This window comes from Roseateles sp. GW835-FHT13E02 (genome assembly GCF_058794035.1).
The window spans coordinates 100,669-114,367 of sequence record NZ_JBXAGJ010000021.1 but is presented as its reverse complement, the minus strand read 5'-3'; the positions used below and the strand labels follow the sequence as shown (position 1 = coordinate 114,367).

At 66.7% G+C, this 13,699-nt stretch carries 11 protein-coding genes; 4 read left to right on the top strand and 7 right to left on the bottom strand.

Annotated elements, in window-relative coordinates; translation table 11 throughout:
* Positions 1–96: 96 nt before the first annotated feature.
* The 4 genes from AC1Q6P_RS19245 to AC1Q6P_RS19230 all read right to left on the bottom strand — a co-directional run bounded on the left by AC1Q6P_RS19245 (position 97) and on the right by AC1Q6P_RS19230 (position 5,340).
* Positions 97–576, bottom strand: coding sequence for a DUF695 domain-containing protein (locus AC1Q6P_RS19245; RefSeq protein ID WP_492665446.1), 480 nt, complete (start codon positions 574–576; stop codon positions 97–99).
* Between the two features lie 456 nt (positions 577–1,032).
* Positions 1,033–1,416 carry a hypothetical protein gene (locus AC1Q6P_RS19240; RefSeq protein ID WP_492665447.1) on the bottom strand — a complete coding sequence of 128 codons (384 nt, stop codon included), beginning with the start codon at positions 1,414–1,416 and terminating at the stop codon, positions 1,033–1,035.
* A 317-nt stretch (positions 1,417–1,733) separates the two neighbouring features.
* Positions 1,734–3,452, bottom strand: coding sequence for an ABC transporter ATP-binding protein (locus AC1Q6P_RS19235; RefSeq protein ID WP_492665516.1), 1,719 nt, complete (start codon positions 3,450–3,452; stop codon positions 1,734–1,736).
* Positions 3,453–3,552: 100 nt separating this feature from the next.
* Entirely contained in the window at positions 3,553–5,340 is a 1,788-nt protein-coding gene (locus tag AC1Q6P_RS19230) for an ABC transporter transmembrane domain-containing protein (protein ID WP_492665448.1), read from the bottom strand.
* Positions 5,341–5,684: 344 nt separating this feature from the next.
* Between AC1Q6P_RS19230 and AC1Q6P_RS19225 the strand changes: the two genes are divergently transcribed.
* Both AC1Q6P_RS19225 and AC1Q6P_RS19220 read left to right on the top strand, forming a co-directional pair.
* Positions 5,685–8,723, top strand: a complete 3,039-nt coding sequence (locus tag AC1Q6P_RS19225) for an ExeM/NucH family extracellular endonuclease (protein ID WP_492665449.1) — start codon at positions 5,685–5,687, stop codon at positions 8,721–8,723.
* Between the two features lie 63 nt (positions 8,724–8,786).
* Positions 8,787–9,296 carry a PEP-CTERM sorting domain-containing protein gene (locus tag AC1Q6P_RS19220; RefSeq protein ID WP_492665450.1) on the top strand — a complete coding sequence of 170 codons (510 nt, stop codon included), beginning with the start codon at positions 8,787–8,789 and terminating at the stop codon, positions 9,294–9,296.
* A 13-nt stretch (positions 9,297–9,309) separates the two neighbouring features.
* On the opposite strand, the gene AC1Q6P_RS19215 is transcribed toward AC1Q6P_RS19220, so the two are convergent.
* From AC1Q6P_RS19215 to AC1Q6P_RS19205, 3 genes are all read right to left on the bottom strand, one after another.
* On the bottom strand, positions 9,310–9,924 hold the full coding sequence (locus tag AC1Q6P_RS19215) for a LysE family translocator (protein ID WP_492665451.1): 615 nt from the start codon (positions 9,922–9,924) through the stop codon (positions 9,310–9,312).
* 135 nt (positions 9,925–10,059) lie between these two features.
* Positions 10,060–10,608, bottom strand: a complete 549-nt coding sequence (gene ruvC, locus AC1Q6P_RS19210) for a crossover junction endodeoxyribonuclease RuvC (protein ID WP_492665452.1) — start codon at positions 10,606–10,608, stop codon at positions 10,060–10,062.
* Positions 10,609–10,651: 43 nt separating this feature from the next.
* A complete protein-coding gene (locus AC1Q6P_RS19205) occupies positions 10,652–11,851 on the bottom strand; it encodes a S1C family serine protease (protein ID WP_492665453.1) in 1,200 nt (399 codons plus the stop codon).
* A 37-nt stretch (positions 11,852–11,888) separates the two neighbouring features.
* On the opposite strand from AC1Q6P_RS19205, the gene AC1Q6P_RS19200 reads away from it, so the two are divergent.
* Positions 11,889–12,638 carry a Nif3-like dinuclear metal center hexameric protein gene (locus tag AC1Q6P_RS19200; protein ID WP_102766294.1) on the top strand — a complete coding sequence of 250 codons (750 nt, stop codon included), beginning with the start codon at positions 11,889–11,891 and terminating at the stop codon, positions 12,636–12,638.
* Positions 12,635–13,693, top strand: coding sequence for a 4-hydroxythreonine-4-phosphate dehydrogenase PdxA (gene pdxA / locus AC1Q6P_RS19195; RefSeq protein WP_492665454.1), 1,059 nt, complete (start codon positions 12,635–12,637; stop codon positions 13,691–13,693). The genes AC1Q6P_RS19200 and pdxA overlap by 4 nt, the downstream gene beginning before the upstream one ends.
* Positions 13,694–13,699 lie beyond the last annotated feature (6 nt).

Genomic DNA, 13,699 nt, shown 5'->3' with positions numbered 1-13,699 from the left:
GCCGTCTGTAGAGTGGCAGTCTGTTCTCTGTTCAGCCCTTCGTCCGAGTCGGCGTGTGCAATCCAGATCAATCGGGGGCAGGTCTTGCAGGGGGATTCAATGAGACGGTGTTGACGCGGTGGGAAGTCCCTGTAACTGGTTAGGTTTCCGGAAATCTGAAATCAGCTTCTCGAAGTCGGACCAACCCCTGTCTTCGTAGAACTTGATCTCCAGAGGGTATCGCGGATGCTCGGCAAGCAAATCGTTCAGCTGCTTCATGAACATGTCTCGATCTCCGACATAGAAGACGAACTCTTTGAGCCCGTTTCCGGTTCTTCGATAGGCCGAGAAGCAGAGCGAAGTGTCCTCCAAAGGATATAGCGCCTCTTCCAGTCCTCGCATCGACGCCTGCAAGGCCTCGTCAGGCATGCCCTCGCTCGTCGATCCGTCATAAGGCCAGGACACCACAGCGAGCCAAGGCTTCGATTGGCGTGTCGATTCGTCAGGCAGCTCGTCTACAAAGCTCCAAACCACCCGCATGCCCTGTTCAAACGAGCGGCCGATGATTCCTTTCGCGGCAGGGGTCGATTGGCTCAATGGAAACCTAACGTAAAGGTCAGCGGACGCCGCAGGCGGTCCGCTGCAACGACCGGCTATGCAGAGCCACCTTCGGAGGCACTGCGGTGGAAGTGGCCGAGAGCATACCGAAGCGGTACCAACGCCGCAGGCGCCCGAGGCGACAGGCTGCCTCCTCACCATGCGGCGGGCGGCGAACTGAGGAAAGCGAAAGGCCAGCTTGGCTAGAACCGGCGAGATCACGGCGACCGAAAGCGGGAGCTGTTTGCGGCCAGCCCGAACCCGAGAAAGCCTCGGCCCGTTGCGTAGCGCGATCGCCGCGAGCGCCCAACCGAACACGGATCGTCGAAGTTCTCTTAGCCTGCTGCATAGCGTCCGAGCTGAGGGGCCGAAGCCAGCTGGCCGCGCGGAGCTGAAAATATACAGGCAGCGTAGCGCGGCCAGCTGGCGGAGGTCCACTCGAGCGACCGGTTAGAGCTATGAATCACAGGTGGCTCCCTTTGTAGCTTCTCGGTCGCGCTGCTGTTGCTGAAAGTTGATGTGTGAACCACGCTGAGTGACGCACGCTTCCGCGAAAACAAGCTCGGTGCGAGCAAAGAAGCTCATGCAAAAAATAACTGCACAAAGGGTAACAAGACGTATGGCCAAGTAGAAGTTGGTGCGCGTGAGCAGGAAAGTAACTGCTGACACCGCAAGAAGCGCACCGATAGGGACCGATGCGTCGGCAAAGAACCACGGGACCTGCCCCGGAAACAGCCAGCCCACGCCCATGACGCTGGCAGGCGGGATGACGGGAAGAAGAACAACTGATGCTGCAAATAGCAGCCACCAAGCGAGCTTCGATTCAACGCGCAGACTCATAGCTCTAACTTGTTTTATATCGCTGGCAAACGCCGCATATCACGGCTGTCGTCGCAATAACCGGCAGTATGCATGGCCAAGCAAATGCCTGTCGGAATTGAGTTTTCCTGCTGATTGTCTGCATTTCATTCAGCATTAATTTTCACGTCAAAAGCCGCGCTTGTTACAAATAGCCTAGCTGGTTCGTGCGGCGTTGGCAGGCGAACCGTAGGTGGCTATGTTGCCATCAGATCACAGCGTTATTTCACCGACATTCACACGTTCACCTGTTCACCCGTTCACCTGTTCACCTGTTCACATCCTCCCGCCTCACTCACTCACTCACTCAGATCCTGCAACTGCACCAACCTCTGATACAGCCCGCCCTCGATCGCCATCAGTTCGCTGTGGCTGCCGCGTTCGACCAAATGGCCGTGGTTGAGGACGACGATCTGGTCGGCTTCGCGGATGGTGGAGAGGCGGTGGGCAATCGCCACCACGGTGACGCGGCCGCGCAGCGCCGTCAGGGCCTCGCCGACGATTTGTTCGGTGGCGCTGTCGATATTGGAGGTGGCTTCGTCGAGGAACAAAATCTTGGGTGCGCCGGCCAAGGCGCGGGCCATGGCGATCAGCTGCTTCTGGCCGGTGGAGACGCGCGCGCCGCCTTCACCGAGCAAGGTGTCATAGCCCTGGGGCAGGGCGGACAGGAAGTCGTCGATGCGTGCGGCGCGGGCGGCCTCGCGCATCTGGGCTTCGCTGATGTCGGGGCGGCCCATGGTGATGTTTTCGCGCGCGCTGGCGGCCATCAGATAGGGCTCTTGCGGCACCAGGCCCACGGCGCTGCGGAAAGCCTCGTCGGGCACGCTGTCCAGGGCCTGGCCGTCGATCGTGATGCGGCCTTGCTGGGGTGCGTAAAAGCGCAGCAGCAGGGATAGCAGGGTGGACTTGCCGCTGCCCGTGTGGCCGACGATGCCGACAAAGCTGCCGGGCTCGAAGTGCAGGTTCAGGCGCTCCAGCACCGGGCGGCCGGGCTGGTAGCTGAACGCCAGGTGTTCGATGCGGATCTCGCCGGCTTCGATGCGCCGGCCGGCCGTCTGTGCGCTGCTGACCGGCGCGGTTTCTTGCAGCAGGCTGCGCACGCGCGCGGCGGCAATCATCGATTGCTGCAGCTGGCTGAACTGCAGGGTGATCTGGCTTAGCGGTTCGACCACGCGGGCGATATAGCTCAGGAAAGCGTAGAGCAAGCCCACCTCCAAGCCGCTCAGATCGCGCTGGCCGAAGCCGTAGATCACGGTCACCAGCAGCAGCACATTGAGCAAATCGAGGGCCGGGCGCAGCAGCCAGGCATTGGCGCTGAGCTCGCGCACGCGGGCGCTCCGGTGCTGGGCATTGGTGGCCTCGAAGCGGGCGCTGAAGCGCGGCGCCGCGCCGGCCGATTGCAGCATGGCCATGCCGGCCATGCTCTCGGCCATCTGGGCGTTGATGTCGCTGCGCAGCTCGCGCGCCCGTGCCACGGCCGGCGCGCTGAGGCGGCGGTAGATGCTGATGATGATCAGCATGGCCGGCACCAGCATGGCCACGATCAGCATCAGCCGCCAATCCAACCACGCCATGGCGATCAGCGAGCCCAGCACGACGATGCTGGAGTCGAGCATCACGTACAAGACCTGGCGGTACAGGGTGTTGACCGCCTCGCTGTCGTTGGTGACGCGGCTGACCAACTGGCCGGTGATGGCGCGGTCGAAGAAGGCCATGGGCAGGGCCAGCACATGGTTGTAGACCCGTTCGCGCAGGCGCTGTACCGAGCGCCGCGCCACACCGGCCATGCGGCTGAGCTGGGCGAAGCGGATCCAGCTGGCTGCCCAGCCGGTCAGCAGCAGGGCGGCCAGCAGGCTGGCCATGGCCTGTACGTCCATCCCGTCGAAACGGCCGGGTAGCAGATAGGCGTCGATGTAATGCTTGCCGAGGATGGGCCCCAGCGCCTCCAGGCCGGCGGCCGTGATCAGCCAGGCCAGGCCGCGCCAGAGTTGGGGCCGCTCGGGTTGGGCGGCTTCCATCAGCAAGCCGACGGCGGCCCAAGGGAACTCGGGCTTGCTGGCCTCGGCGGTACTGCCGTTGTTGTTTTCGTTCTTGCTGTCGCTGCCTGCCGCGGCGGTGTCAGAGTGCGTCAAGGCTGGCCTCCAGTTGTTGATAGCGCCATTGCGTGGCATACCAGCCACCCAGGGCGAGCAGCTCGGCGTGGCTGCCTCGCTCGGTGATGCGGCCGCCGCGCAGCACCAGGATCTGATCGGCCTCCATGACCGCGCTCAGGCGGTGGCTGACGATGATGGCGCTGTGCTCGGGGCGCTGGCGGCGCTGGGTGCGCAGGTGGTCGAGGATCTGTGTTTCGGTGCCGGTGTCCACGGCCGAGAGCGCATCGTCCAGGAGCAACACCCCCATGCTGCCTGAATGTGCTGGCCCGGCACTTGGAACACCTAGATGGAGCAGCGCCCGAGCGATCGCCACGCGCTGTCGCTGGCCGCCCGAGAGCGTCACGCCGCGCTCGCCGATCTCGGTGGCATAGCCCTGCGGCAGGCGCAGGATGTCCTCGTGCACGGCGGCCAGGCGTGCGGCTTCTTCGACCTCGGCGGCGCTGGCCTCGGGCCGGGCCAGGGCGATGTTCTCGGCAATGCGGGCCGAGAACAGAAACGGTTCTTGCGGCACCCAGGCCAGGGCGCGCCGCAGCGCGGCCAGGCGCAGCGCAGGCAAGACCTGGCCCCCGAAGGTGATCTGGCCTTGGCTGGGCTCGAACTGGCGCAGCAGCAGGCGCAGCAGAGTGGACTTGCCCGATCCGGTCGGGCCGACCAGGCCCAGGGTCTGGCCGGGCGGCAGCTCCAGCGCGATGTCTTGCAGCGCGGCTTTCTGAGCCTCGGGGTAGCTGAAGCTGACGCCCTCGAAGCGCAGGGTGGCGGCCCGCGGCAGCTCGGCCTGGCCTTCGTCCTGCAAGCTCAGTGGCGCTTCCAGCACCGGGCCCAGGCGGTCCCAGGCGGCGCGGCCGCGCTCCAGCAAGGACAGCACCCAGCCGGCGGCGAACATGGGCCAGATCAGCTGGCCCAGGTACATGGTGAAAGAGGTCAGCTGGCCGATGCTCAGCTCCTGGCGCGCCACCAGCCAGCCGCCCAGGCCCAGGGCGATGGCCATGGCCGCGCTCAGGGTCATGCCGACGGCGGGCTCGAAGGCCGCCTCCCAGCGCTGGGCCTGGAAGCTGGCCTCGCCGGCGCCGGCGGCCAGCTCGCTGAACTGGCGGGTGTTGCGCGGCAGCAGGCCCAGGGCGCGCAGGGTGCGCACGCCGCTCAGGCCTTCTTGCACATGCTGGTTCAGGCCCGAGAACTGGGCCAGCGAGCTCTGCCAGGCCTGGTGCACATGGTTGGAGATGCGCCAGAAGGCGAAGGCCATGAAGGGGAAGGGAATGAGCGTTGCCAGACCCAGGCGCCAGTCCACCCCCACCGTCATCATCAAGAGCACCAGCAGCAAGGTCAGGCTGCCGTCAAAGGCGGCGAGCAAGGCTTCACCGGCAGCCATTTCGACGGCGTCGATGTCGTTGGTGGCCAGGGCCATCAGGTCGCCGGTGCGCTTGGCCTGGAAATAGGCCGGGCCTTGCAGGCTCAGCCGGGCATAGAGCCGGGTGCGCAGCTGCTGGCCAAGGCGGTAGGCAGCGGCGAACAGGGCCAGTCGCCAGCCCACGCGCAGCAGGTAGATGGCCACACCCGCCCCGACCAGCAAACCCAGCTCGCGCAGCAGGGCCATGCCTTGCAATCGGCCGGCCACCAGGCCGTCCACCACCTGGCCCACCTGGCGCGGGATCCAGACGATCAGCAGGGCAATGCCCGCCAGCATCAGGGCCGAGCCGGCATAGGCCGGCCAATGCCGGCGCACAAAGCCGGCGAGCATCTGGGTCAGGGTCATGGGGTCGAGAGCGAGCTGCGGGTTGGGGCGAGGCGGGGCTGCGGCCGGTCGATGCGGCCCATCTTTCAGCGGGTCGGCATGCCGGGCGCGGCTGGCGGGGCTGGGCGGGATTCTAGGAGGCGTACCTGCTTGGGCTTGTCAGCAGCGTGTCCAGGTCTCAGCCCCCCCGTGTTTCGGGTGTCTCAAGTTGTCATCTATCCGCACTAGCATCTATTGCGCCGAGCTTGAAATCCTCAAAAACTGCTCTGGCAAACGTTTGTTTGCAGCTCGGCCAGGGGGCGAAGCTGCGGTTTCTCCCCCCACCACCTTCCTGTCCCTCCATTTCTGTTCATGTCGGAGTCCTCATGAAACTGAACACCCTCGTCGGCCTCCTGGCCACTGCGTTCGCCGCCCCGCTGGCCCTGGCGTCGAGCAATGGTCTGGTCATCAGCCAGGTCTACGGCGGCGGTGGTGCCACCACAGGCAGCCCGAGCTTCAAGCACGACTATGTCGAGCTCTTCAACGCCGGCAGCCAGCCGGTCAACCTGGCCGGCTACTCGCTGCAGTACGCCAGCGCCACCGGCACCGGCAACTGGAACGTCTCGGCCCTGAGCAATCTGAGCAACACGGTGCTGCAGCCGGGTCGCTACCTGCTGATCCGCCAAGGCTCGGGCGGCAGCCTCGGTGCCGACATCACCACACAGGACGGCACCGGCACGCTCAACCTCAGCGCCAGCGCCGGCAAGATCGCCCTGGTGGCCAACAGCACCGCCCTGAGCGGCGCCAACCCGGCTGCCAGCAGCTATATCGATCTGGTCGGCTACGGCGGCGCCAACGGCTTCGAGACGGCGCCCACGCCGGTGCTTTCGAACACCAGCTCGGCCCAGCGCAAGAATGCCGGCTGCAAGGACGACAACAACAACAGCCAGGATTTCGACATCGGCAGCCCGCTGCTGCGCAACTCGGCCACGCCGGCGAACGTCTGCGGCGGCACGGTGCCAGGCGACCAGCCCATCGTGCCGGTCTGCCCCGACAGCTCGGTCACGGCCGGCCAGACCAGCCGCTTCAGCGTGACGGCCAGCGACGCCGACAGCATCGTCAACGCCCGCGCCATCTCCGGCAACTGGCCCGCCGGCATCACCCTGGGCGCCTTCACCCCGGCCCAGGCCGATGGCGGCGTGGCCACGGCCGAGATCGAGGTGGATGCCTCGGTCGGCGGCGGCAGCTACAGCCTCAATCTGCAATGGGCCAACAACGAAGCGCAGACAGCGGTCTGCAGCTTCAAGGTGAACGTGGCCGGCCTCACGCCCATCTACAGCATCCAGGGCAGCGGCGCCAGCAGCCCGCTGCTGAACCAGAGCGTCAGCACCGGCGGCGTGGTCACCTACCTGAGCCCCACCGGCTTCTACCTGCAAGACCCGCTGGGCGACGGCAACCCCGCCACTTCGGACGGCATCTTCGTCTTCACCAGCACCGCGCCCACCGTGGCCGTGGGCCAGAAGCTGCAGCTCAGCGGAGTGGTCACCGAGTTCACTGCCGGCCAGGGCACCATCACCCAGCTGAAGAACATCAGCGGCCTGACGGTGTTGAGCAGCGGCCACCAGATCGAACCGACGGCCGTCGACTTGAGCCGCTTGGCCTCTGGTGCATTGGAGGCCTACGAGGGCATGCTGGTCACCCTGAGCGGCCCCATCACCGTGCAGCAGAACTACTTCCTGGGCCGCTACGGCCAGCTGACCCTGGCCGCCGGCGGCCGCCTGCTGAACCCGACCAACATCCTGCGCCCCGGCCCGGATGCCAATGCCCTGGCTCAGGCCAATCTGGCACGCGCCATCATCCTCGACGACAACAGCCTGGCGCAGAACCCCAACCCCGTGCCCTTCATGGGCCAGGACAACACGGTGCGCGCCGGTGACACGATCGAGTCGCTGACCGGCGTGATCGACTTCGGCCCCGCCACCAGCAATGCCACCGGTGCCTCGATGTACCGCCTGCAGCCGGTGGGCACGCCGCAGTTCCAGCGCAGCAATCCGCGCCCGCAGACTGCGCCGGCCGTGGGCGGCAATGTGCGCATCGCCAGCGCCAATGTGCTGAATTTCTTCACCACCTTCGTCAATGGCCAGACGGCGTCGGGCCAGACCGGCCAGGGCTGCAGCCTCGGCGGTACCAGCTCGGCCGCCAACTGCCGCGGCGCCAACAACCTCGATGAGTTCAACCGCCAGAAGGCCAAGATCGTGGCCTCGCTGAGCCGCATGAACGCCGACGTGGTGGGCCTGATGGAAATCCAGAACAACGGCCAGGTGGCTGTTCAACATCTGGTGAACAGCCTGAACGAGGTGATGGGGGCCGGCACCTATGCCTCGGTGGCCTTGCCCTCGGACACCGGCGACGACGCCATCCGCGTGGCCATGATTTACAAGCCGGCCAAGCTGAGCCCGGTGGGTGCGCCCTTATCTGACACTGACCCCATCAACAATCGCCCGACCCTGGCGCAAGGCTTCCGCGCCGCCAATGGCGAGCGTTTTGCGGTGCTGGTCAACCACCTGAAGTCCAAGAGCTGCAGCGGTGCCTCGGGCGCGGACGCCGACCAGGGCGATCTGCAAGGCTGCTACAACGCCACCCGCCAGCAGCAGGCGCAGCGTCTCAAGGTCTTCGTCAGCCAGGTACAGGCTGCGGCCGGCACGCAGGATGTGATCCTGCTCGGTGACTTCAACGCCTACGCGAAGGAGGATCCGATCGAGACTCTGACTGCAGGCGGCAGCATCGTCGACCTGATCGGCCGCATCGACCCCGAGCACTACTCCTATGTCTTCGATGGCTTTGCCGGTCGGCTGGACCATGGTTTTGGCACGGCCTCCATCGTGCCCAAGATCACTGGCGCCAACTCCTGGCACATCAATGCCGACGAGCCCACCGTCATCGACTACAACACCGAGTTCAACCCGGCCGGCTACTACAGCGCCGACCCCTTCCGCTCCAGCGACCATGACCCGCTGTTGCTGGGCCTGAACCTGTACAAGGCCATCAAGGGCACGGCCGGCCGCGACACCCTGGTGGGCACGGCCGGTGACGACCTCATCGAGGGCGGCCCCGGCGCCGACACCCTGACCGGCGGCGCCGGCCGCGATCAGTTCGTCTACACCAGCATGGCCGATGCGGGCGATGTGATCACCGATTTCAACCCCGCCGACGACCTGCTCGATGTGCGCGCCCTGCTGCAAAGCCTGGGCCTGAACCTGGCCGACCCCTTTGCCCAAGGCCACATCGTCTGCACCAACAGCGGCGCCAACGCCGTGGTCGGCATCGATGCCAAGGGCAGCTCGGGCTTCCAGAAGAGCCGCCCGCTGGTGCAGCTCAAAGGCCTACGCTGCGATCAGCTGAGCCCCGTCAACTACCGTTATTGATGCCCAGGTGCGAGGGCTTGCCGCCCTCGCACATCGGTTCACTTTTACTGGGAATTCCAGACCATGAAGTTCTTGCACACCCTGACCCGCGGCGCTGCCGCCCTGGCCTTGTTCACCGGCGCTTTGGCCTCGCAAGCTGCCACTTTCAATTTCAGTGGCACGGTCAATTTCGGCCCGCAGCTGGGCCAGCAGCTCAGCGGCCAGTTCAGCTTTGACGATGCAGCCGCCGCCCTGGCCGGCCCGGATGGCACCGTGGCACTGAGCAGCCTGAGCCTCAGCTTCCTGGGCCAGACCTTCCAACTGGCTCAGGCCATCGACCCCTACGCTCAGTTCGAAGGCGGCCAACTGCTGGGCCCGAATGCCGGCTTCACAGGCTTCGCCACGCCGGGCGCCACGCTGCAGCTGCAGTCCTTTTTCGGCAGCAGCGGCTTCACCTACAGCGCCAACGGTCAGGACAGCCTGGGTGACTTGACCGTCAGCGCCGTGCCCGAGCCGGCCAGCTGGGCCCTGGGCTTGGCTGGTCTGGCCGTGGTGGTCGGGCTGAGCCGTCGCCGCCGCGCCCTGAGCGCCTGAACGCGCAGCGGAACTAGCGGCTGAGCGCCAGCCGCAAGCCGAAGCCCAGCAGCATCAGCCCCGCCAGCTTCTCCAGCCAGCGGGCGATGCTGGGGTTGGCGCGCATGCGTGCCGCCAGGTGCTGGGTCAGCAAGCTGGCCACCACGCCGTAGCTGAAGCCCAGCACGGCGATGGTGGCGGCCATGGCCGCGAAGGTATGCAGGCCCGGCTTTTGCGTCGGGTCCACGAACAGCGGGAAGAAGGCCATGTAGAAGACGATGGCCTTGGGATTGAGCAGGGTGATGAAAAACGCCTGCTGGAAATACTGGCGCGGCCGGATGTTCAGAATCGGTGCCGCGCCCGGCTTGGCGCGCAGCATCTTCAGGCCCAGCCAGGCCAGATAGCCGGCGCCCAGCCATTGCACCGCGGCAAAAGCCGTCGGGTAGGCCGCCAGCAAGGCCGCCACACCGGCCACCGCCAGCCACAGCAGCACCTGATCCCCGGCAACGATGCCGGCGGACGCCGCAATGCCGCCGCGCAAGCCGCCCTTGCTGGTCGAGGTGATCAGGGCCAGATTGCCCGGACCGGGGACCAACAGAAACACCAGGATGGCGGCGACAAAAGCGCCGTAGTCTGCGATGCCGAACATGGTTGGTGGCTCTCGGTGGGGGCGGAGAGGTGATGTTAGGTGAACAGGTGAACAGGTGAACAGGTGAACAGGTGAACAGGTGAACAGGTGAACAGGTGGGCGCCCGCTACTTCACCCGTTCACCCAAGGCTCCAATCAATACGTTCTGCTCCCCTTGAACTGCGCGTGCTGCCGCCGCTGCAAGGTCGTGCTGCGGCTCATGGCCGCGAAGCTGACGCTGGCGTGGGCATGCATGATGGCCAGGCCCAGGGCGTCGGCTGCGTCTTTGCCCGGCTCGCCGGGCAGCTGGAGCAGGCGCTGCACCATGTGCTGCACCTGTTCCTTTTTGGCGTGGCCGTTGCCGACGATGGCTTTCTTCATCTGCAGGGCGGTGTACTCGGCCACCGTCAGATCGCTCGCCACCAGGCCGGTGATCGCAGCGCCGCGCGCCTGGCCCAGCAGCAGGGTGGACTGCGGGTTGACGTTGACGAACACGATCTCCACCGCCGCGCATTGCGGCTGGTAGCGCGTGCAGACCTCGCGCACGCCGTCAAAGATGATCTTCAGCCGCGCCGGCAGATCACCGGCCGCCACGGCGCTGGTCTTGATGGTGCCGCTGGCGATATAGCTCAGCCGCGGGCCATCCGCATCGATGATGCCGAAACCGGTGGTCTGCAAGCCGGGGTCAATGCCAAGAATTCTCATGCCGCAAGTGTCGCAGCAGCCAGTCCCCTGGACTCTTGCGTCCTCACTCCCGCTCCACCTGCGGTTTGGGCCGCTGGGCCACGGTGATGGCGATGTCCAGCTGTTGGCCGGCGCGTTGCACGGTGACCTGGGTGCCGGTCTTGGGCTTGAGGGCGGAGACGGCGGCGAGCAACTGGGCCGGGGTGGCGACCGGGGTGTCGCCGACGCGGGTCAGCACATCGCCGGGTTTGAGGCCGGCCTTGGCGGCCGGGGCGTCGGCGACCACGCCGCTGATCAGCACGCCTTGCTTGACGGTGACCTTGAAGGCCTCGGCGAACTCGGGCGTCAGCTCGCGGGTCTGCACGCCGATCCAGCCACGGGCGACCTGGCCGTCGCGGATCAGCGACTCCATCACCTGGCGCGCGGTGCTGACCGGAATGGCGAAGCCGATGCCCAGGCTGCCGCCGCTGCGCGAGAAGATGGCGGTGTTGATGCCGACCAAGTTCCCTTCGGCGTCGACCAGGGCGCCGCCCGAGTTGCCGGGGTTGATGGCGGCATCGGTCTGGATGAAGTTCTCGAAGGTGTTGATGCCCAGCTGGTTGCGACCCAGGGCGCTGACGATGCCCGAAGTGACCGTCTGGCCGACATTGAAGGGGTTGCCGATGGCCAGCACCACATCACCCACTTCCAGGCTCTCGGCATGGCCGAGCTGGATCACGGGCAGGCGCTCGAGTGCGATCTTGAGCACGGCGACATCGGTCTCCGGGTCGCTGCCGACCAGGGTGGCGCGGGCCTGGCGGCCGTCGCTGAGCATGACCTCGATGTCCGAGGCGCCTTCGATCACATGGTTGTTGGTGAGCAGATAGCCGTCGGCCGAGACGATCACGCCCGAGCCCAGGCCGGTCTGCGGCCGCTCAGACGGCTGACCCCGGCCGCGTGGGCCGAAATGGAAGCGGAACCAGGGGTCGTTGCTGTCGGCCGTGCGGCTGGGTGCCTTGCTGGCAGTGATACTGACCACGGCCGGCGCGGCGCGGCGTGCGGCCAGGGCATAGCCGCTGCGTGCCGGGGCGGAGGCGCCGCTGGCGGCCGGCGCGGCCGGGCTGGGTTCGGCGATCTTGAACAGGGGCAGGCTGGCGGCCGGGCCAACGGCGCTGCCCGCGAGGCCGCGGCCTTGCAGCCATTGCGGTTTCAGGGTGCTGACCACGAAGAGCAGGGCCAGCACCACCGTGGTGGCCTGAGCGAAAATCAACCAAAGTCTGCGCACTACAACAACTCCTCTTCCGAACCCGAGCGGCCCACCGATGACTTCACGACACAGCCTGGAACGACATCTCCATATGGAGCTCAATGTCGACCGTTTCAAGGATTATGGGCCGAACGGTTTGCAGGTGGAGGGGCGGGCCGAGGTGCGCCATCTGGTCTGCGGCGTGACGGCCAGCCTGGCCTTGATCGAGGCGGCGATTGCCGCCGGGGCCGATGCCATCCTGGTCCACCACGGCCTGTTCTGGCGCGGCCAGGACGGCCGCGTCACTGGTTGGATGAAGCAGCGCCTGGCGCGCCTGCTGGCTGCCGATGTCAGCCTGCTGGCCTACCACCTGCCGCTGGACGCCCATGCCGAACTCGGCAACAACGCCCAGCTCGGCCGCGTGCTGGGCTGGCAGGCCGACGGCCGCTTCGGCGAGCAGGACCTGGGCTTCATCGGTGCGGCTGCGCAGCCTTTGAGCTTGCAGGCCCTGGGCGAGCAGATCGAGCAGGGCCTGGGCCGTGCGCCGGTGCTGGCGCCCGGTGATGGGCGGGTGCTGAAGCGCATTGCCTGGTGCACCGGTGGGGCTCAGGGTTATTTCGAACAGGCGATCGCGGCCGGCGCCGATGTGTTCGTCACCGGCGAGATTTCCGAGCCGCAAGCCCATCTGGCTGCCGAGACCGGCGTGGCCTTCATCGCCGCCGGCCACCATGCCACCGAGCGCTACGGCGTGCAGGCCCTGGGTCAGCATCTGGCCCAGCAGTTCGGCCTGAGCCAGCAGTTCATCGATCTGCCCAATCCGGCATGAGCACGCTCACGTCAAGCCCGCGGCCCTTGCTGCTCAGCATGGGCGATGTCTGCGGCATCGGCCCCGAGGTGGCGGTGGCGGCCTGGGCGGCCGATCTGGATTGCAGTGGTCGCAGCGATCTCTGCCTGGTCGGCGATGTGGCCGTGCTGCGCCGGGCCCTGGGCTTCATGGGTCTGCAGGCGCCGGTGCTGCAGCTGGAATGTTTGCAGGACTTTGCCCAGCGCCCGCCCCATGCCTTGCCGGCGTGGCAACCGCCGGGCCTGGCGGCGGGTTTGCTCGATGAGGCGCTGGGCCAGATCTCGGCGCGCGCGGGTGCGGCGGCGGCCCTGTGCATCGAGGGTTCGGTGGCCGCCCTCCTGGCCGGGCAGGCCCAGGGCTTGGTGACGGCGCCCATCCACAAAGAGGCCTTGCATGCGGCCGGTGTGGATTTCCCGGGGCATACCGAGCTGCTGCAGGCGCGCTCGGTGCTGGCCGGCGCGGCCTTGCCGCCGGTGCGCATGATGCTGGCCAATGAGGAGCTGCGCACGGTGCTGGTCACCATCCATTGCTCGCTGCGCCAGGCCATCGAGCAGATCAGCGCCGCGCGGGTGCTGGAGACGCTGCGCATCACCCATCAGGCGCTGCAGCGCATGGGCATCGCCCGGCCGCGCATCGCGGTGGCGGGCTTGAATCCGCATGCGGGCGAGGGCGGGCTGTTTGGCGATGAGGAGATCCTGCACATCGCGCCGGCCATCCAGCAGGCCCGGGCCGAGGGTCTGGACGCCAGCGGCCCCTACGCGCCCGACACGGTCTTCATGCGCGCCCGCCATGCGGCCGGCCACCCAGGCGAGTTCGATGTGGTGGTGGCCATGACGCACGACCATGGCCTGATTCCAGTGAAGTACCTGGGCGTTGAGCAGGGCGTCAATGTGACCCTGGGCCTGCCCTTTGTCCGCACCAGCCCCGATCACGGCACGGCCTTCGATCTGGCCGGCAGCGGCCGGGCCGATCCGGCCAGCATGGCGGCGGCGATTCGCATGGCGCGGCGCTTGATGCAGCCGCCAGTGGCGACCTGAAAAGGC

What these genes read in the sequence shown, in the direction of transcription:
- pdxA (WP_492665454.1), top strand. Translation starts at nt 12,635, where the DNA reads ATGAGCACGCTCACGTCAAGCCCGCGGCCCTTGCTGCTCAGCATGGGC.
- ruvC (WP_492665452.1), bottom strand. Translation starts at nt 10,608, where the DNA reads ATGAGAATTCTTGGCATTGACCCCGGCTTGCAGACCACCGGTTTCGGC.
- AC1Q6P_RS19220 (WP_492665450.1), top strand. Translation starts at nt 8,787, where the DNA reads ATGAAGTTCTTGCACACCCTGACCCGCGGCGCTGCCGCCCTGGCCTTG.
- AC1Q6P_RS19215 (WP_492665451.1), bottom strand. Translation starts at nt 9,924, where the DNA reads ATGTTCGGCATCGCAGACTACGGCGCTTTTGTCGCCGCCATCCTGGTG.
- AC1Q6P_RS19240 (WP_492665447.1), bottom strand. Translation starts at nt 1,416, where the DNA reads ATGAGTCTGCGCGTTGAATCGAAGCTCGCTTGGTGGCTGCTATTTGCA.
- AC1Q6P_RS19225 (WP_492665449.1), top strand. Translation starts at nt 5,685, where the DNA reads ATGAAACTGAACACCCTCGTCGGCCTCCTGGCCACTGCGTTCGCCGCC.
- AC1Q6P_RS19235 (WP_492665516.1), bottom strand. Translation starts at nt 3,452, where the DNA reads ATGGAAGCCGCCCAACCCGAGCGGCCCCAACTCTGGCGCGGCCTGGCC.
- AC1Q6P_RS19200 (WP_102766294.1), top strand. Translation starts at nt 11,889, where the DNA reads ATGACTTCACGACACAGCCTGGAACGACATCTCCATATGGAGCTCAAT.
- AC1Q6P_RS19230 (WP_492665448.1), bottom strand. Translation starts at nt 5,340, where the DNA reads ATGACCCTGACCCAGATGCTCGCCGGCTTTGTGCGCCGGCATTGGCCG.